The organism is Eleftheria terrae (assembly GCF_030419005.1).
Classification (GTDB): Bacteria; Pseudomonadota; Gammaproteobacteria; order Burkholderiales; family Burkholderiaceae_C; genus Caldimonas; species Caldimonas terrae.
In genome coordinates, this window is the sequence record NZ_CP106953.1 from 397,662 (window position 1) to 416,709 (window position 19,048).

16 protein-coding genes and 2 pseudogenes are annotated in these 19,048 nt (G+C 59.3%); 7 read left to right on the top strand and 11 right to left on the bottom strand.

Annotated elements, in window-relative coordinates; translation table 11 throughout:
* Positions 1–662 precede the first annotated feature (662 nt).
* A complete protein-coding gene (locus tag N7L95_RS28625) occupies positions 663–2,387 on the top strand; it encodes an SIR2 family protein (RefSeq protein WP_301261021.1) in 1,725 nt (574 codons plus the stop codon).
* Complete coding sequence (locus N7L95_RS28630; protein WP_301261022.1) at positions 2,384–2,821, top strand: nucleoside 2-deoxyribosyltransferase; 438 nt, start codon at positions 2,384–2,386, stop codon at positions 2,819–2,821. Before N7L95_RS28625 ends, N7L95_RS28630 begins: the two co-directional genes overlap by 4 nt.
* 878 nt (positions 2,822–3,699) lie before the next feature.
* Here N7L95_RS28630 and N7L95_RS28635 read toward each other — a convergent pair.
* Both N7L95_RS28635 and N7L95_RS28640 read right to left on the bottom strand, forming a co-directional pair.
* Positions 3,700–3,822, bottom strand: coding sequence for a hypothetical protein (locus tag N7L95_RS28635; protein WP_301261023.1), 123 nt, complete (start codon positions 3,820–3,822; stop codon positions 3,700–3,702).
* A 132-nt stretch (positions 3,823–3,954) separates the two neighbouring features.
* Positions 3,955–4,425, bottom strand: a complete 471-nt coding sequence (locus N7L95_RS28640; protein ID WP_301261024.1) for an SMI1/KNR4 family protein — start codon at positions 4,423–4,425, stop codon at positions 3,955–3,957.
* 460 nt (positions 4,426–4,885) lie between these two features.
* On the opposite strand from N7L95_RS28640, the gene N7L95_RS28645 reads away from it, so the two are divergent.
* Positions 4,886–5,485, top strand: coding sequence for a hypothetical protein (locus tag N7L95_RS28645; protein ID WP_301261025.1), 600 nt, complete (start codon positions 4,886–4,888; stop codon positions 5,483–5,485).
* A gap of 134 nt (positions 5,486–5,619) precedes the next feature.
* Here N7L95_RS28645 and N7L95_RS28650 read toward each other — a convergent pair.
* The 4 genes and pseudogenes from N7L95_RS28650 to N7L95_RS29790 all read right to left on the bottom strand — a co-directional run.
* Positions 5,620–5,763 (bottom strand): annotated as a pseudogene (locus N7L95_RS28650) (transposase domain-containing protein); the annotation flags it as partial.
* 165 nt (positions 5,764–5,928) lie between these two features.
* Positions 5,929–6,447: an integrase core domain-containing protein gene (locus tag N7L95_RS28655; RefSeq protein ID WP_363324904.1), complete on the bottom strand. Its 519-nt coding sequence runs from the start codon at positions 6,445–6,447 to the stop codon at positions 5,929–5,931.
* 15 nt (positions 6,448–6,462) lie between these two features.
* A protein-coding gene (locus tag N7L95_RS28660; RefSeq protein WP_435870126.1) for an IS3 family transposase occupies positions 6,463–7,589 on the bottom strand; the annotation gives its coding sequence in 2 pieces (ribosomal slippage) (positions 6,463–7,328 and positions 7,328–7,589; 1,128 coding nt in all).
* A gap of 51 nt (positions 7,590–7,640) precedes the next feature.
* A pseudogene (locus N7L95_RS29790) lies at positions 7,641–8,278 on the bottom strand (transposase).
* Between the two features lie 464 nt (positions 8,279–8,742).
* On the opposite strand from N7L95_RS29790, the gene N7L95_RS28675 reads away from it, so the two are divergent.
* Positions 8,743–9,576, top strand: coding sequence for a tetratricopeptide repeat protein (locus N7L95_RS28675; RefSeq protein WP_301261030.1), 834 nt, complete (start codon positions 8,743–8,745; stop codon positions 9,574–9,576).
* A gap of 742 nt (positions 9,577–10,318) precedes the next feature.
* Here the strand turns inward: N7L95_RS28675 and N7L95_RS28680 are convergent.
* Together N7L95_RS28680 and N7L95_RS28685 are read right to left on the bottom strand one after the other, a co-directional pair.
* On the bottom strand, positions 10,319–11,266 hold the full coding sequence (locus N7L95_RS28680; RefSeq protein WP_301261031.1) for a hypothetical protein: 948 nt from the start codon (positions 11,264–11,266) through the stop codon (positions 10,319–10,321).
* Positions 11,267–11,315: 49 nt separating this feature from the next.
* On the bottom strand, positions 11,316–12,413 hold the full coding sequence (locus tag N7L95_RS28685) for a hypothetical protein (protein WP_301261032.1): 1,098 nt from the start codon (positions 12,411–12,413) through the stop codon (positions 11,316–11,318).
* A 192-nt stretch (positions 12,414–12,605) separates the two neighbouring features.
* On the opposite strand from N7L95_RS28685, the gene N7L95_RS28690 reads away from it, so the two are divergent.
* Positions 12,606–13,721: an IS5 family transposase gene (locus N7L95_RS28690; RefSeq protein ID WP_301261033.1), complete on the top strand. Its 1,116-nt coding sequence runs from the start codon at positions 12,606–12,608 to the stop codon at positions 13,719–13,721.
* 226 nt (positions 13,722–13,947) lie between these two features.
* Positions 13,948–14,313, top strand: a complete 366-nt coding sequence (locus tag N7L95_RS28695; RefSeq protein ID WP_301261034.1) for a LysR substrate-binding domain-containing protein — start codon at positions 13,948–13,950, stop codon at positions 14,311–14,313.
* Here N7L95_RS28695 and istB read toward each other — a convergent pair.
* Both istB and istA read right to left on the bottom strand, forming a co-directional pair.
* A complete protein-coding gene (gene istB, locus N7L95_RS28700) occupies positions 14,297–15,067 on the bottom strand; it encodes an IS21-like element helper ATPase IstB (RefSeq protein ID WP_301255747.1) in 771 nt (256 codons plus the stop codon). The genes N7L95_RS28695 and istB overlap by 17 nt on opposite strands.
* Complete coding sequence (istA, locus tag N7L95_RS28705) at positions 15,064–16,080, bottom strand: IS21 family transposase (protein WP_301255746.1); 1,017 nt, start codon at positions 16,078–16,080, stop codon at positions 15,064–15,066. The genes istB and istA overlap by 4 nt, the downstream gene beginning before the upstream one ends.
* Positions 16,081–16,374: 294 nt before the next feature.
* On the opposite strand from istA, the gene N7L95_RS28710 reads away from it, so the two are divergent.
* Positions 16,375–17,483, top strand: a protein-coding gene (locus N7L95_RS28710) for an IS3 family transposase (RefSeq protein ID WP_435870127.1) whose coding sequence is annotated in 2 segments (ribosomal slippage) — positions 16,375–16,627 and positions 16,627–17,483 — 1,110 coding nt in all. Because the reading frame shifts where the segments join, the coding sequence is not laid out codon by codon here.
* A gap of 272 nt (positions 17,484–17,755) precedes the next feature.
* Here the strand turns inward: N7L95_RS28710 and N7L95_RS29795 are convergent.
* Entirely contained in the window at positions 17,756–19,024 is a 1,269-nt protein-coding gene (locus N7L95_RS29795) for a condensation domain-containing protein (protein WP_435870134.1), read from the bottom strand.
* Positions 19,025–19,048 lie beyond the last annotated feature (24 nt).

A 19,048-nucleotide genomic window follows, 5' to 3' on the forward strand; every position in this document is an offset into this window, starting at 1 on the left:
AGAGCGCCGTGGGCCGTGTATCCAACCCTTGGCAAGTTTGTTATTTCCGGGGGGCGCCGGCCTGACTCGAAGGCGACCGTTGCGACCCTCCCCTAGCAGCCGACATGGCGGCCGCCACTGCTCTGGTTATCCAAACTTTCGGGAAACGGTTTAGGGAAACTCGGCAGATTTATGTAACCAATTACTACATATTCCGCCCAACGAGACCCGGAGAGCAACGCTGGTCTTCTGTTGCTTCGCCGCCGTCACGATCGTGAAGCAATCGGGTCAGCCGTTGAAAACGCCAGTCGCTCATGCGAGAAGTGCGTAGTGGCGACGCTTACCCGCAGCGGCCCGCGTAAGTCCTCCCCAGCTTGAGAGGAAGGTTCGCCATAGCCCTCGTCTCCTCCACCAGAACACAACGCCCAACCGCTCTCGGTTGGGCGTTTTTCTTTGGGCCTTTCCCGCAACGGCGCGGGGTTCCGGGCCGTTCTGCGTAGGCCACGCCTTCGCCGTTTCCGACGGTTTTTCCGCCGGTTGGACTCCTTTTTCCTCTCTCTTCTCTAAAAAGTGAGGCGACATTTTCCGACTGGCCTACGCAGAAGTTCTTAGGTTACAAGGACTTAGGCGAAGGCCATCGAGAGCGGTTTGTCTCCCCCGCTACTGCGGCAGAGCTGTCCCGCATGAACTGGGCGCGCACAGCCTCATCCGACTCGGCATCGCCCACCGCCGGCCCCAAGCTGCGCCACGGTAGGACAGAATATGGCGTCAAACTACTCGCAAGAGGCGCTGCCATGCCTACGTCCTTTCTTTCCTCGAACGTCAAATTTCTCGTGCACTTGCGACATCGAATGCACGATGACAATCGGCTCGGACTTTGCCTCGGCGCTGGCGTAAGCACATACTTCAACATACCAGGGTGGCCGACGCTGATTGCAAGGATTGCTGAGCACGAAGCAATCAAAGGTACAGCGCTACTCGAGGTATCGGAGAGCTTTACCGCGCAGACGCAGTTCCTGTACCAAAGATATTTACAGTCGCCGCAAGCAGCGCCCCTCCCCGGGGAAGACGATGTAGAGCGCGAACGTAGGGTACGGATCGGATGGCTTGATCTGGTTCACGAATGCTTATACCGCGACACAAAGACGTCGGACGAAGATCTAAAAGGACATCCATACCTCTGGGCTCTTGTGCCGCTCATAAAAGCCTCTGCAATGACGATAAACTACAATTTCGACGATACGGTCGAACGAATGCTTTATCTATTCAACAACGAGCAGAATGGAAAAAGGGACGACAAAGGATTTGAGGTTATATGGAGCCCCAGCAGTCAATTCCGCCGAAACCGCGGCGTGCTGTATCACCCTAACGGCTTTCTGCCTCTCGAAAAGATCGACGGCTTCAGCGAAAATATCGTGTTCATGGAGCAAGAATTTGCCGACCAGCTTGCCGACATTGGCGCAGGCCACTACTCGGCCCTCCTGAGCCACCTCGCAAAGCACACCATCATTTTCCTCGGCCTCTCGTTGAGCGACGCCAACCTAAAGCATCTTCTACGGGTTTCTGCGCGCCAGAATCCCGGTACTTTTCATTACCATATTCACTGGTGCCCGACAAAGCCATCTATTGATGAGCAGGAAGCAATTAGAAAAGCGAACTTCTCCACTTACAACCTGGTGACGCTTTTTCTCGACTCCGAAGAAATCAAGCAGTTAGCAACCATATTGGTGATGCCTGACGAAGAGTTCAGCGCGCTATGCGACGCTGAGTCCGATGGCCTTCTTACTGATTACCGATATTACCTAACTGGACCGGTGGGTGGCGGCAAAACAAGCACTCTCGAGCACATTAAAGGTCTTGCCACTTTCGACGAGTGGGTAGACCGGAGAAATCCGTTGCTCGGACGTCCCCACGGCGATCTTTCGACGTCAGAGCGCGAGAGTGTTGATGAATGGATCAATCAGCAATTCCGGAAGAAAAATCGCCGGGTAACTTCAGCGCGGGATCAACTTTCCCTCGTTGACAGGAGCCCTCTTGACCCCCTTTACTTCGTCGCCGACGAGGGCGCTGTAGCAAGTCGAGCCGCCGAGCTGTTGCGTTGGATGGTGCCGTCTAAAGGAAGGATAACTCACATTGCGCCTGGTCACTTGATCATTCTTAAATGCAATGAAAGGATCTTGAAGCTTCGACTTGCGAATCGGGGCAAGACCTACAACGAAGAACAGCTAAAGATTCAATCAGAGGCAATCCTGAATATGTGGCGAGGTCACCCGGCGACGATTATCGACACAACAAATATGACCCCCTCACAAGTAGTTTCGAAAGTGCCGGAAGCGGTCCTCTTCCAAGAATACGCACCAATTGATTTTGATTTGTTATGCAAGAAAATTGCGAAAGCAGGCAATTGAAAATTTATCTTGCTTCCCCTCTTTTTACTCCGGTCGAGCGGCGATTCAACTGCCTGCTGTGTAGCGAGCTCGAGAAGCTAGCCACCGTCTATCTTCCTCAGCGCGATGGGTCACTGGTAGCGGAAGCTGTAGAACGCGGCACAGCTGCCGCAGAAGCCGCGCGCACCGCTTTTTGCAGCGACATTGAGGCTATCCGTAATTGCGACATCATAGTGGCGGTGTTGGACGGAAGAGTTCCTGATGAAGGCGTGTGTGTCGAAATCGGCTATGCCAAAGCACTGAACAAAACCGTTATTGGCCTAAAAACTGATAAACGGGTCCTGCTCCCTTGGGGGAACAATCCGATGATCGACGGTTGTACCGATATCTGGGTATCCACCGTAGCCGAGGCTAGAGCAGCACTAGAAGCCCTAGATAAAGGCCGCGCTGGCTAGCGACATGTCATCTGCGGGAGGAAAGTGAAGCAGAGAACTCGTCGACCCGCAATTCGCGTGCCGATACACCATATAGAGCAATCCGATTGAAGAAGAGAAGAATCTCAATCATGACTCTCCTTCGGATCTTTTTCTCCTCAAATTCATGAAACCTTCAAGGAAACCCGATCCCCGCCTCTACGGGCACCTTTCACGGCAGTTGTCATTCATCAGCCGATCGTGCGCTGCGTTTGACGCCGAGGCGCGTGAGGAAGGGATTCGTATTGCCGGCGCTCTTCGAGTAATCATCCATTCGGGCCAAGGTCCTTCCCTTCTGGCGCAACTCGGGGTCGGAAAGTCCCTACAGGTTCAGTCGTCGGTAGAAATCCAAGTCAGCAAATGCCGCTGGCTCACGACGCAGCTTTCCTGCATGCCATTGAAAGCTTCGCTAGAACAGGTAGAAGATTTTGAGCACGTACCGCGATTCCAGGTTGATGAAACATTCCCCTCTACACTTTGCGCGAACAAGTGGTGGGGAGAAGGAATCGCGAAGAATGCAGCCGGTGTAGTAATAGGGGCTGCGAACAAGGATGGGGGTGCGCACGTCGACCTTATCGATCCGGCAAAGGAATACGAAGCTTTGAAGGCAATGTCTTGGACCGTGGCATATCGGCACAGAGATGGCCGCCTCCACGAATTCAAAGTGCCACCGTCGTACCTCTCCGACTTGCGGCAAATCGGACACGAGGTGCTCAATAGCGCCCAACTCACCACATTGGCGGAGTCGGCGGTCGCTTAGCGCGCCGCAGAGCACTGCCAGCCGTCCGATTTAGCTATAGCGGCTCGCCAACGAGGGAACGTCGAAGCAGCAAGCAGTTAGCGCAACAGCCATCAAATTCTTATCGATCGGTCAGTTCGGCGCAGAGCTTTTCTTCCTCCTTGATTTCCTGCAGGCTCGGAATGGGGCTGGTCCGCAAGGAGGCTGCCGCCGCGGTATTCACCTTGACCGGATGCGTCGCCAAACAAACCTCCGTTCGCCGTTCACTCCGCCTTGCGACTCTCCCACAGTGGATCGTCCATTTCCTGGTAGATCAGGTGCGACTCGTCGGGATGGAAATGACTCCAAGCGACGTTCAAGTACCTCACTTGTGGCATTACGGTCTGAAGCGTAGTAGGTGGGCTTCCTGACGTAGGGCTTCTACGAGCCAGTCCCAAAACTGGTGATCGAGCTCCACAACCTGTTCCTCATGTTGCACCCATTCCCACACCCAATCTGAACCCCGCTTGAATGCAAAACATCGGCTCGAATTCTCGATGGCAAAAACAAAGAACTCAGCGAAGGTCGCCGGATCTCCGTTGAACCCGTCGCTATAGCGGATGTCATTGTGGCGGGAAATCGACTCAGCCGTATTCTTCAAGTTCGAAATCGACTTGACCGGAAGAATCCGTAGCCTCCCGAATTTCAGCCCGTTCGAGACGGACTCGTAGAAATCCTTCAACGCATCAGGTAGCGGCTGCCGCAGTTCGGCCTCTGCGGTGGCGACCTCTCCGGCAGTGGCAACCGGAAGCTTCGTAAGCCCCATGGTTGCCTTCGACATAAGGTCCAATGCGGTCGCTTTGCTCATAGTTCTCAAGGTAGAACACCTGGTTTCGGACGACTCAGTTTACCGGTTCCGCGGCTCCCGGACTTCGGCATGGCAACGGTCCATGAGCCGCCACGCTTTCTGTAATAGCGATGATGAATACCTTGATGGTCCGCACGCAGAGCAGGGTCAGTGTGCGAGAAGTCGAAGCCGCTCTCGCTTTCACATCCCTTCCTGTGCTTTAGGTCTTGAGCGGTTGCTCGCAGGTTGAACCGACGACGATCGCGAGAGGGTTGTGACACGTCACTGGTGCCATCTGGTTGATGTGCGCCCGGAAGGCTGCCTGGCGGAGACACGCCGTGCGGGCTGCCATCTTTGAAACGGCCGTCTTGGTTCCGCTGCCGGCGACCATCTACTGCAGCGTGCCGCTGTGACGACTATGAGGGACAGACTGGGCGCGCCCGTAAAACTAGACCAAGTCTCAGGGAGTGCTGGAGTATTGATGACGCAGACCGCTGCAAGAATTCTGGCCTGGTGCCTAGGCCGTGTCTCCGTGCCCGTACTGCCGCAGCGCGTCATGAGCCTGCCCGTGCTCTGCATGGTCGCCGTTGGGCTGTCTAGCTGCAAGCCTGAATTGCCCAAGATGGGAGTGGATGCTCCGTTCATCACTTGTGCTGCCTTTGACTTTCGTGTGTCCGACAGCGACGAGTTGAAGGAAGCACGGCGACACATGTTTGAAGCTGCGATGACCTTGGATATCAGGTTCGTGGCAGAAGCCCCTTTTAGCGGCTTTCGCGACGTGATTGGCGGGCGGGGTCACCCAATGACCTTCGTGCTGAGTTCAGAAGGTGGGCCATGGAGCGACGAGTTTTGGCTTCGCGTGGAGTACCTGGCTGGAGGTCCTCCGCACACTGTGCCTTGGCTTCCAGATCACAAGCAGCCCTATGTGCCTCCGGCAGAATGCTTAGCAAGGTCCGTGGATCAGTTTGCGAAGCTGCGTGAATTGTTCAGCGAGAAGTGGCCGCTAACCGAGCTTGATATCAACAAGCCCATTCCGCTCCGGTCCAGGCAGCCCGCTGCAAGTAGGTCTCCTGAGAAGTAGCGCTGCGATGGCGGCTCTGCTTTCCGCCACGAAGGCGCCGTAGCCCACTGCTGAATATAGCCAACGGATGGCGCTGGCTGTCGCATTTAAGTACGCGTCCGGCTATCACATGCCAGCCAGAGCACGGTCGTCGATCACTCTGTCGAGGGTCGCGTCCAGCGATGCGGCAGCAACTCGGCGATGCGAGCAGCGGGGTGAGTCGGTAGCCGCTCCATGACGTCGCGTAGGTAGCGCCAGGGGTCGATACCGTTGAGCCTAGCCGACTGGATCAAGCTCATGTGTCCTAGTCGAGACTTGATCTGACAGACAAGCCGTCAAGCGACGGCCGTATCGGTGTGAGGTGTCTGCTTGATCTGATCCAGCTGTTTATCGTACGCCAGCGTTGCACCCTCGATAAAGGTCTGCAGCGGCTGCGCTGCCCCCGGCTTTCGTAGCACTTCGATCTAGAGCCCAAGGGCTTGCATCGTAGTTGATGCGGTGGTTTGCGCAGTGCCGCCAGCGAGCTGGCGGCACTGCGCGGCGAACACAGACGGTGGCACGTACCCGAGGGTGCTGTGCTGCCGGTGGTGGGTGTAGTCGTCGCGCCAGTTGTCGATGACGCTGCGCATGTGGCTGAGGCTCGCGAACCAGTGCTGCGACAGGTACTCGTCGCGGAAGCGGCTGTTGAAGCTCTCGATGTACGCGTTCTGCACGGGCTTGCCGGGTTGGATGAAGCGCAGTTCGACGCCGTTGGTGGCCGCCCAGCGCTGCATCGTCCTGCCGGCGAACTCCGGCCCGTTGTCCGTGCGGATCACCTTGGGCAGCCCGCGCTCGGCTTTGACCTGGTCGAGCACGCGCGTGACGTATAGCGCCGGGATCGAGGTGTCGGCTGCGATCTGCACAGCCTCCTTGCTGCAGTCGTCCCCGACGGTCAGCGTCTTCACCCGCCGGCCGTTGGCCAGTTCGTCGAACACGAAGTCAATGCGTAAGCTCCCCTGTCAAGCAGACAGTTGAATACTGAAGTTTGCAGCGGTTGTGGTCGTCAAACGTGGCATGAACTGGCGTGGCGGAATGCCGCCCAGCGAGTCATGCGGTCGGTACTCGTTGTACTGCGTCATCCACTCCTCGGTGATCGCCTTGACTTGTTCAATCGAGCTGAACAGGTAGGCGTCGAGCACCTCGGTGCGGTAGGTCTTGTTGAATCGTTCGATGTACACGTTCTGGTTCGGCTCGCCGGGCTCGATGTAGTTCAGCGCGATGCCGTTGCGCTGCGCCCATTTCACGAAGTCATGGCTGGTCATCTCCGGGCCGTTGTCCATGCGGATTGACTTCGGCGGTCCGTACCACTCGATCAACCGATCCAGCGTCCTGATCAGCAGCGTCGAAGGGATGGACTGCGACACCTCGATGGCCAGCGCTTCGCGGTTGGCCTCGTCGATCACGTTGAGCGTGCGGAACCGCCGTCCGTCGTACAGCACGTCGTGCATGAAGTCCAGCGCCCAGCCGTCGTTGACAAAGCCGGTGGCCGCCAGCGGGACCGGAACTCGTTTGGGGATGCGTTTTCTCGTGCGCCGCGGGATGTTCAGCCCCAACTCGCAGTACACGCGCCAGACCCGCTTGTGGTTCCATGGCCGGCCATCCAGGCGCAGCCGGTCGAAGCACTTCCAGAACCCCCAGCGGCCGTTCTTCTCCACCACGCCGTTGAGCCCGTCGATGACCTCGGCATCCTTCTCCTGGGGTAGTACCGGCGTCTTGTAGTACGCCGCCCGCGACAAGCCTGCAACCGTGCAGGCTCGCGCAATCGACAAGCGATGCTCGGTCACCATGACCTGCACCACCTGCCGCTTCGCGGACGGCGTCAGAACTTTTTTGACAGCACGTCCTTGATGGCCGCGTTCTCCAACGCCAGGTCCGCGTACATGCGCTTCAGCCGCGCGTTCTCGGCTTCGAGTTCGCGCATGCGCGTCAGGTCCGATACCGTGGCCCCAGCGTACTTGCTCTTCCACGCGTAGTACGTCGCCGCGCTGATGCCGTGCTTGCGGCACACCTCGGCCACCAGCATTCCGGCTTCCCCTTCCTTCAAGATCGCCACGATCTGGCTCTCGCTGAACTTGCTCTTCCTCATTCGGCCTCTTCCTTCCTATGACGCCGCATTCTCCAAAAATCGGTTGTCTACTCACAGGGGGAGCTTACGAATGCTCCGCACCTCGTTGGGTTGCGTCGGTCGCAGCAGTGGCTGGCGCTCGGGCACCGGCAGCTTCTTGCGCCGGCGCTTGCGCACCATGAGGCCTTCCTCGCGGTAGATGCGGTAGGTGCGCTTGACGTTGATGGCCCAGCCGTCAATGCGCAGCCTGCTATGCAGCATTCGGTAGCCGTGGCGGCGATGCTGGCCGGCGAGCTCCTTCAACTTCTCTCGCAGGGCCGCATTGCCGTCGTCGCGGGGTCGGTAGCGCAGCGTGCTCGGGCTCATGCCCATCAGCTTCAGCGCCTGGCGTTCGCTCAGGCCCCGGGCCTGCAGCTGCCGCACGACCTCGCGTCGCGCCGACACGGCAACTACTTTCCCTTGAGCACCTCGCGCATCGCGTCCACTTCGAGCATCGAGTTGGCCAACAGCTTCTTCAGCTTCGTGTTCTCGGCTTCCAGCGCCTTCAGGCGTTGCGCGTCCGACACCTTCATGCCGCCGAACTTGGCTTTCCAGGCGTAGTAGCTCGGTTCACTGAAGCCGTGCTTGCGGCACAACTCCTTGACCGGCAGCCCTGCATCCGCTTCGCGCAGGAAGCCAATGATCTGCTCCTCGGTGTATCGCTTCTTCATCGGTCCGATCTCCATCTCGGGTTGATCGGACTCTAGACCTACCTGCTACGAAGTCCCGGAGGCAGCGCAGGTGGCATTCGTCCAAAGGATGACCGGTGCGGCGAGCGAGAGGATGACTGCCGATGGACATGTAGCCAACGCATGTGCGTCCTACGATACGTGTGACATTCGCACGATCGGCGAAGATGGCGAGTGCGTTCCAGCGCTGTCCCGCTTGTAGAAGTATCGTCGCTCTGCACAATGTCGATACTTCGTCGGCACTCTGGACTAACTCAAAACCAACATGGCCGTCGGCATTACTTACTCGTCCGGCCCGACTCGCGCCCGGCGGACATGGACGATGGTCTCGCAGCGCTGTTCATCTTCATTCTTGCGCGTGCTTCCTCGCGGGTAGCCCACAACTTACATGGTAGGAATGTGCGCACTTTGGTGGCGCGACGGACCGCACAAACGACAATTCTCACATGTACAAAAAGCTTGCATTCGTGTTGCTCTATTGCTGGTGCCTCCTAATTCCATTTCAGGCGACATCAGCGCCCCCGCCTGCGTCAGCTGAATATTTGAAGGCGGTGGCTGCGTATGAACACGGCGATTTCAACGCCGCGGCAGCAGCGTTCGCCGCGCTGGAAAGAGCAGGCGATGTGAACGCTCGCGGTAGTCTTAGCCTCATGTACCTACAAGGAAGAGGAGTCCCGAGAAATGTCGAAGCGGCTGAACGGCTAAGTCAATCGGCGGCAATCGAAGGAGTTGCGACCGCGCAGTTCGTGCAAGGGTTGATGCACAGCGAGGTGGAAGGGAGGGTGCGCAACTACAGCGAGGCCGTAAAGTGGTATTCTCTTGCGGCAAATCAAGGATATACTGCTGCACAAGCAAATCTCGGGGCCATCTATTTCGCGGGGAAGTGGGTTCCGCAAGATTTAAAGCTTGGATTGCTTTGGACAGAAAAGGCTGCGAATCAAGGCGCAGCGATAGCTCAAGAGAACATGGGGAGGGTCTATTATGAGGGTGTCGGAACCGAAGTGGATTTTCGGAAGGCGGCCAATTGGTACGTAAAAGCCGCGCGACAGGGCTCTACTGCGGCGCTAAATTTTCTGGGCATCATGTACATAAAGGGAACCGGCTTTCGCGAGAACAAGGTAATTGCCTATGCCTTTTTTGATATCGCTGGCAAGCGAGGCTTGGAACTGGCGCGTATGAATCAAGCAAGACTTCATCCTCAGCTAACGGCGGATGAGTTGAAGCAAGCTCTTAGGCATTCTTCGAATTGGAAGGTTGGAAGCCCCTTGCCTGGCGAGTGAGGGTGGGCTTGAGTTTTTACTGGCCTGACCCGCGCTCGGGCCTTTGCCGCACTGTGCCGATGGGCCGACAGACGCGCACGGAGTCGAGCACTCCGAGAGTAATATTCGACTGAAGGCTAATGCTCGTGCTTTTCTGGATTCGGCCGGCAGGGAGGTGCAGTTCTTCGACGCGTCGACTGCCCGCGCTTGGGGCTGACGAGCAAACACCGCTTCGCCCCAGATCTTCTTAAGTATCCCCGGTTCTCCTCCACGTACTTCCCCACGAAGGTGAAATCCAAATCCCCGGCATGAGGGTGAGGCCGCTTCCTCGCTACTCATAGGCGGCGTGCCGATTACGATGAACTCATGTGCAACCAGTACAACCCGTCTCGTGCAGACGGCTTTGGCCCTTTCGAGAGGCCGGAGGCCGATCGGCGAAAAGCTCGATGCCCTTCGCTCGGGACATCGGCCCCTTCGGCGAAGGCGTCTTCATTCGCCCCTCGAAGGAGGATGGCCGCCTAGCAGGCTGCTGAAATACCGTTTCTAGACACGCTTGCGGAAAAGCTGGACCTGTCAGAACGGCTCACAATCGATTTTCTGCACCAGCTTGAGGGCTCAGGCACCCGCAAAGAGGCTCAATCGGAGATATGAAAACGGTATTTCAGCAACCTGCTAGAGGAGGTCTTCGGTCAGTGGGACTTATTGGTTGGTTCGCCAAGACGCCGCAACCGGTGAACAAGCCCGCCCCAAGTCCATTCTTTGACTACACTCCGAAACATTTCTTCAATATCTCAAGCAGACGTTTGCCCCCTCCATAGGAGCCGATGAACATCATGGCGAATTCATCGATATCCTGAACAAGGGCCGTTTTCGGAATTTCATCGGGCTGAGCTGGCCAGCTCTCGAGGCAAAAAAGCATAAGAGTCGTAAGAGCGTGCGCGGGCTTTTCCTTTTCCGCACCAACCGTTTTCAACCCAATATGCTGCCGCCGAAATTCTATTATTCTGCTGCGGGCATTATTTAGTTGCTCTGCGGTGGCCTGATTCTTAGACACAAGTTCGAGAACGGGTAGCCACTCATTAAATTCAGCATTGATTTCATCACGCAACAGCATTAGCGACTCATACTCGAACCGCCGAAATCTGGCGTATACATGTACGCCTGATTCGGCGAAAATGTCTAACCGAGCCGTTTCCGCGACGAAGAAGTTTTGCTCCCCTTCACAATCCGACGCACTCATAAAAACTTCCCTTGCAAAGTAGAACCGGCTGTCTTCGTTCACGTCCTCTGCGGCGACGCGTGCAACGCTCGAGTCCAGCATTCCGTTCGAGCATGGAGGACACGCGAGCTGGTATGCCCCGCCCACCGCGCGTTTCCGAGGCCCGGCTTCGGGGACGGTCGACGAATCTGTTGCCCCGATCCTGCGACGGCCGCCGTTTGAAACTTCAACGCTGGGCGATTGCCGTTCCCACCAAAACTCAGCTCGCCGAAGCTCCTTGCTGTGGCATGATTGGTTCCCTCTGTCCGGCGACCATGAGGAATAGTTTTCGGTGCGCAGCATGGATTGCTCGCCGCTCGCGCTGCTAGCAGGTTGCTGAAATACCGTTTTCATATCTCCGATTGAGCCTCTTTGCGGGGTGCCTGAGCCCTCAAGCTGGTGCAGAAAATCGATTGTGAGCCGTTCTGACAGGTCCAGCTTTTCCGCAAGCATGTCTAGAAACGGTATTTCAGCAGCCTGCTAGAGCCGGTCAGACCTGCTCTCATGGAGCAGCCGCCGGCTTAACGGAACTCCGAGCAGCAGTCTCCGCCGCTCGGATCGCCAGCTGCCGCAGAACGAACGCCCCTCGCTCTGCAACCGAAGGCGACGGGTCATCGGCAATCCTGCGAGCCAAGGGCATGACGGCCTCGCCGAGGTTGTCGATCTCACGGACGAGCGCCTCAGCAGCAACGCGGCGGACAATCGACGAGCGATCAAGTGCGGCGGCGTTCAGGGTTTCCAAGAGCACAGGGACGTGACTCAGGCGTCGCTCACCTAGAACGTTGTTCAGGCGGCCTTGCAGGTACCTGATATCGGTCCACCGCCAGCTACGCCCTTCCACCCACACAGCCTTTCCTAGAAGCATGCTTCGATAGGCTCGCGCACGTACCGCGGGTTGCACCGCCTCTGACGCGATCACCTTCAAATGCTCATCGAGGACCGTCCACCGTTGAATCTGGGCCAAAACCGCAGACATGGGTCCCGTTGATGAAACGAGTAGCCTGCGGGTGAGCGGTGTGGCGAGTTCGGGAAGGGAGACGAGCTCTGAGATAACGTCCTTGTCCGACTCTTCAAGACGGCCCCAGGAGGTCCAAGTCGGCAGCAGCGCGCACAGCGCCTCCGCCACCAGCTCCGGGTCCGAAGACTCAGCCAGTCTGGGGACGACCTCTCTCGCTGCCGCTCTAACCTGAGGCACCCAGTCATTGAGCCTGCGTGCAGCCAAGGCAAAGAAAAAGCTGTTGGGCGCGGAACCCGAAAGACTCCGTAGTGTCCTCTCACGAACGTAGCCATCCCAGTGGCTCAGGTCGATCCAAGTCAAGAATCTCGCTGGCTCAGCCCTTCCCTTCGAACGACTGGATGGGAGCAACGTTCGCCATCTGCTGCTCTCGGAACGCTCAGCAGCGCGCCATGTGACATGGAATTCGTCGCGAATCAACCCCTCCCAGTGCGCCAGATTGAGTAGCGATGCCCTTGAGGTGACCCGGACGAGCGCTGACATATCGGCCACGCCCTGGCTGGCTGAAGTGAGCGAGGCAGCAAAGCTCCGGACTGCGGCTCGCACATCGTCTTCAAGCTGTTTGTGATCGCGCTTCTGGCTCAAGTTGCCTCCTTCTCTCCGATCAGCTAGTTCCTGGCTTCAACCCAGATGGTCTGTCCAGGGTGATGCTCCTCAATCATACTGACCGCATCCTCCACTAGCAGGCTGCTGAAATACCTCGCCGTCGGCAGCGCATCCTGGCGGAGATGCGGCACAGTGTCACCCAGCACCCGAACCTGAATCTTGTTGCCACCTATGCGCGGTCCCGACACCTTCACCGAGAGCCTGTTCAGCGTCAAGAAGCTGGACGACTTCGTGCCGGCCACGCATCCGCTGCGGGCGATACGCGCGATGGTCAACGACGCGCTGATCGAGCTTGAAGACATGTTCGCCGACATGTATGAGGACGCCGCCAAGGGCGGGCGTCCGAGCATCGCCCCGCAGAAGCTGCTACGGGCGATGTTGCTGCAGGTGCTGTACTCGGTGCGCTCGGAGCGACTGCTGATGGAGCAAGTGCAATACAACTTGCTGTTTCGCTGGTTCATCGGCCTATCGATGGACGACAACGTGTGGGTGCCCACGGTATTCAGCAAGAACCGACAGCGCTTGATCGAGCATGATGCGGTGGTCGCGTTCTTCAACGAAGTGCTGGCGCAAGCCGAGCGCAAGAACTGGCTGTCCAAGGAACACTTCAGTGTGGACGGCACGCTGATCCAGGCGTGGGCCAGCCACAAGAGCTTTGTGCCCAAGAAGGCCGGCGACGACGACGACGCGGGCGGTGGCAGCAGCAACGATGGCAGCGACTTCCGGGGCCAGCCGCGCAGCAACGACACGCACGAATCGAAGACCGATCCAGACAGCCGCCTGTATTGCAAGGGCAAGACTGCCAGCGAGATGCGCTTCATGGGCCACACACTGATGGACAACCGGCACAGCCTGATCGTCAATGCCGTGGTCACTCAGGCAGACGGCTATGCCGAGCGCGCGGCGGCCCGGGCCATGATCAACGATGCCCGGCAGGTCAACCCTGAGGCAGAGATCACGCTGGGTGCAGACAAGGGCTACGACGCGGCGCAGTTCATCGCCGAGTTGCAGCAGCTCAAGGTCGAGCCTCATGTGGCGCAGAACAAGTCGGGGCGTCGCTCGGCGGTGCCCGATGAGATCGCCCAGACCGACGGGTACGCGTTGTCGATGCAATGCCGCAAGCGCATCGAGCAGGCCTTCGGGTGGGCCAAGACCATCGGCTCGATCCGGCAGGTGATGGTGCGCGGACTCAAGAAGGTGGACCAGTTGTTCGTGCTGAACATGGCGGCCTACAACTTGGTGCGCATGCGCTCGCTGGGACAGGTCCGTCTGCAAGGCGCCAGATGAGCAGCGCAGGTGCGCAACTCGGCCCTCCACAGGGGCGAACCGGCCTGGAAATGGCCCTTCTGACACTCCTCGCGACGGCAGCTACCGAAACTCCATCAGCTCGCGGGTCGAGGTAGGTGCTTCAGCGCAGTATTTCAGCAGCCTGCTAGGGGTCCTGCTGTTCGCTCGGCACGCCAGGGGAGTTGTGTTGACGCCCGCCGGCAAAGCGCTGTTGCCCGAGGCCCGCGTGCAACTTGCGTCCATGGGACGCCTGGCAGACCTGGCGCGTCGTGCAAGGGGCGTGGAGAAGCACCGACTCAGGGTCGGCATCGCTCCTTCGTTGGCCATTCCGGTGCTGCCTGGGCTCGCAGCCCGGCTGCAGGCGCACTTCTCCGAACTCGACATGGACGTGCGCGACATCGCAAGCACTGAGCAAACCGAAGCCTTGCTTGCGAATGAAATCGACATTGGTATGGCGTGCCTGCGGCCGAGGCATTCCGCGGTGTCGGTGGCGTGCTGTCAACGTCGGTTCAAAACTGACCCACTTTCCGGCGATGGCGTCGGAGTAAATCTGACCCACCCGGGGCCTCATTGCGTCAATTCTTCGGCTTGACCTGTCCGGCCTTGCGCTTGTCCTTCAGGCGGTAGCTCTCGCCGGCGATCTGCACGATGTGCGCGTGATGCAGCAGCCGGTCGAGCAGCGCAGCCGTGAGGGTCTGGTCGTCGGCGAAGGCGCTGGACCACTGGCTGAACGGCAGGTTGCTGGTGAGCACAATGCTGCCGCGCTCGTACCGCTTGGCCACGACGTTGAAGAACAGCGTCGCCTCCTCGCGCCCGAAGGGCAAATAACCGATCTCATCAACGACGAGCAGCTTGGGGCCCACCACCGCCCGGTTGAAGTAATCCTCGAGTCGGTCTTGCTTGTGGGCCGTGGCCAGTTGCAGCATCAGGTCGGCCGCCGTGATGAAGCGCGTCTTGATGCCCGCCATCACCGCCCGGTACGCCAGGGCTTGCGCCAAATGGCTCTTGCCAACGCCGCTGGGGCCGAGGAAGACGACGTTCTCGGCGCGCTCGACGAAGCTCAGGGCCGCCAGATCCTGGATCTGGCTCCGTGGCGCACCGCTGGCGAAGCCGAAGTCGTATTCCTCCAGCGTCTTGACCGACGGCAGCGTGGCCATCTTCAGCAACGCGCTGCGCTGGCGTTCCAGACGGGCGTTGTTCTCTTCGACGAGCACCTGCTCGAGGAAGTCAGCCAGGCTGGCATCTTGCTGCGCCGCACGCTGCGCGAGCGCTGGCCACTCGCTGGCGATGCGCTCCAGCTTCAGCATGCCGCAGAGGCTGGTGATGCGTTCGTGCTGCAGGTTCATGCCGGCACCTGCAGCAGCTCGTTGTAGACTGACAACGGGTGCTGCAGGCTCTCCACCGGCACAGGCAGGTGCCGCAGTTGGCGCACCGGCAGATCCGGTCGGCTCACCTGCGGCAGCGGCAGCAGCGCCTCCCGCTCGACCAGCAGGCGTCGATCGGGTCGCTCCTGCGTTGTGGCGTGGACCCGGCTGTTGGCCACCTCCGCCAGCCAGCGGCCCACATACGCGTTGGCCGCCTGTGCGTCCAGCTTCAGCCCGGCCTGCTTGAGCGTGGCAGCCAACGGGACGCAGAAGCTGCCCTTGAGGTAGGAGTTGAAGCGCTCGACCTTGCCCTTGGTCTTGGCTCGGTAGGGCCGGCACAGTCGTGGTGCGAAGCCGTACCGCTCGGACAGCTCCAGCATCCTGCTGTGCCAGCGATGCTGCCCCTCGCCGTAGGCGTCGCGTTCGACCACGATGGTGCCGGCGTTGTCGAACAGCACGTGCTGCGGCACGCCGCCGAAGTACTCGAAGGCTTGGCCAATGCACTCGCACAACGTCTCCGCGCGCTCGTTCGTAGTGAAGCGAACCCAGGCCGCTCTGCTGTAGCCCAGGGTTGCGACGAAGGCCAGCAGCGGACTGCGACCGCGCCGGATATGGGTGAAGTCGGCCTGCATCTGCTTGCCCGGCGGTGTCTCGAAACGCACCACCGGCTCCTCGGCCACTGAGCGGTGTTCGTTGATGAACTGCTTGAGCTGCGTGACGCCGCCGCTGTAGCCGAGTTCGGTGATCTCGCGCAGCAACACCACCGCCGGGATCCAGTGCGGCCTGGCCGCCTCGATACGCCCCAACAGGTAGTCCTTGTACGCGTCGAGCTTGGTAGGCCTCGGTGCCCTCGGGCCGTAGTGCCTCGCCTCCTCGTCGCGCAGGTACCGCCTCACCGTGTTGCGCGAACAGTTCAACTGCCGTGCCATCTCCCGAATGCTCACGCCCCGCCGGGCCAGAACCTTGATCTCCACTGCTTGCTCCTGGGTCAACATCGGCGGACAAAGCCGCCATCTTCATCCCAGGCGGGTCAGTTTTACTCCGGCGCGGTGGGTCAGTATTACTCCGACGGCAACACATCCGGACGACCGAGTCGCAGTCGCGGGGCGCATCTCGTCGCTGAAAGAGTGTCGCGACTTGGCCCCGCTTACGTCAAGTCCAGGTCAATCTGCTTAGCAACGCCATCAATTACAACCGCATAGGTGTGACCCTGTCCCCGACTTTCGAACCGTTCGGTAACAGGAATCCCGGCATGATGGAGGCCCGACGATGGGCCAGGAGAGCGTGCCATGAGGAAGAGCAAGTTCACCGATGAGCAGATCGCGTATGCGTTGAAGCAGGCGGAGCTGGGGACGAGCGTGGAGGAGGTCTGTCGCAAGATGGGCGTCAGCGACGCGACGTTCTATGTGTGGCGCAAGAAGTACGGTGGCGTGGGACCCTCGGAGCTGCGCAGGATGCGCCAGCTGGAGGAAGAGAACCGCAAGCTCAAGCAGATCGTGGCGGACCTAAGCCTGGACAAAGCGATGCTGCAGCACATCGTGGCAAAAAAAGTTTAGGGCATTCGCTGCGGCGGGCGTTGGTGCCCGATTTGATGCGGTGTTTCGGCTGTAGCCAGCGCAACGCGTTGCGCATGGTGAAGATGTCGGCGTCGACGTACTTGTACCGGCCGGTCAAGAAGGACGACGCGGCGCTGAAGATGCGCATCAAGGACATCACCGAGACGCGCGTGCACTACGGCTATCGACGTGTGCACGTGATGCTGCGCCGCGAAGGCCACCCCGACAACGTCAAGCGGGTGTACCGGCTGTACCGCGAGGAAGGCCTGTCGCTGAGGCTGAAGCGGCCTCGGCGCAACAAGGCGGCCAAGCTGCGGCAACCCAAGCAGCTGGCCCACGCCATCAACGAAATCTGGAGCATGGACTTCGTCGCCGATGCGCTGTCCGATGGCCGCAAGCTGCGCATGTTGACGGTAGTCGACTTGTACACGCGGGAGTGCCTGGCGATCGAGGTCGGCCAAAGCCTCAAGGGGGAGGACGTCGTGCGAGTGTTGAACACCATCACCGAGCAGCGCGGGCTGCCCAAGACCCTCAAATCCGACAACGGCAGCGAGTTCATCTCGAAGGTGATGGACAGATGGGCCTACGAGCGCGGGCTGGAGTTGGACTTCAGCCGGCCTGGCAGGCCCACCGACAACGCCGGCGTGGAGAGCTTCAACGGCCGACTGCGTCAGGAGTGCCTGAATGCGAATTGGTTCTTGTCACTGGACGACGCGAAGACCAAGATCGGGGCCTGGCGGAGCCACTATAACGAGACGCGCCCCCACTCTGCGCTCGAATGGGCCACCCCCGCCGAATTCGCCCGCCGTTGCTGCCTGCAGGCAGCAACGGCGATGTCATAGCAATCGGGAGTCCGAACTTCTGGGCGGTACTGAAACGGGTGCAGGGTCATCAACCCGGACTCCTTCCGAATGAGTGGCACGGTGGAAGGGAACAGGTCAGGACGCTCGCACGCAATCCCGCGCCCCTTGAACACGGGATACCTACCGTCGGCGTCTGCGTGACAGTCGCCACGCCGCCGGCGGGTATCTCTGCTCCCGCACTCTCGATCCGACTTGATATCAAGTCCCAACCAGTCAGTGCGACAGGGTCAACTTCATGGTGCTACTTCAGGCTATGTTGGTTCAGCCGCGATCCACGCACCCAGCTCACGGCCTAGCGCCGCAGCAATCTGTGCAACCACCGGTGTCGCCACCGCGTGCAAGGCCACGTGAACGTTGGTCGTATCCGGAGACAGCGAGACAACCAATTGTAGTGGGTGATGGAATCGATCCACGCCGTATTCGTAGCGCATCAAGGCAGCGCGCTGCGGCTGGTCGTGGTGAAAGTGTACGTAGTTGAAGGCTGCGCACGTGAGATCAGTGACACCCTGCGCGCGGAGGAGTTTTCGCACTGGAAAGGCGGCGTGCGCCTCAGCATCGAGCACGCTCGCATGCAGCTCGCGAAGCATCTCGCTGGTCAGCGACATGCTTGAAACACCGATGGGCAGGAAACTCCAGAACAGGCCCTGCGCATGCAAAGGGTCAGAGAGGCGGTTGCTGCGACCGTTCGAAACGACGTCCACGACCACCTGCCGACGATCGAGCACGCGCGCCAAACTGTTCGAGTACGCAGCCAGGAACAAGATCTTAAGCGGAACATGGCTCATCGCGGCCTGATGTTTGAGTTCCTGCAGTCTGCTCCCAGTAATTGCAAATTCATGCACCTCGGTGCCATCGACGTGGGCAGGCTGCACTCCCGGCAGCATCATGGGCAAAACGTCTGCAATACGATGCTCCCAAAACTGCCGCGCGAGAGGATTGTCGGCCGCCTGGATCTCCAATGCCACGTGCTCCTTCATGCCGTTGACGGCAACAGTTGCAGCCTCGCCCACGGCACCCGCAGATATCTGACGATAAACCTGCTCCAACTCGGCCAGGAGCTCAACCATGCCCCAGCCGTCTTCGATGGCGTGGTGCGTAGTCATCACGAGCTGCCACATTCCCTGGGCGCGCCAGAACAGATCGAAGCGAATCAGCGGTGCGTCAGCTGCAACGTCGAAACTGTCTGCGACGGACTGCGCGAGATATCGGCTGATCACCGCAGCCTGGTCCGCGGCCGACATCCCGAGCAGGTTTGTGCATTCAATGATGGGAGCAGCGCGCTCCTGAACCATCTGCATGAAGTCATCTTCCCCTACCTTCGCAAAGCGGGTTCGCAGCACAGCGTGACGTGCGAAAAGGACATTCGTTGCCTGCCTGAATGTATCAACGCAAAAATCCGGATCCGTGATTTCGAACACCATCTGGGGCCGATAAACGCCGCAGCCATGCTGGATGCTCTTCGAGAGCATGAGCCGTTGCATCTCGGTCACGGGATAGGAATCTGCGACGCCTTCCGACATGCCTGACCCGCAATGAGGTGCGGG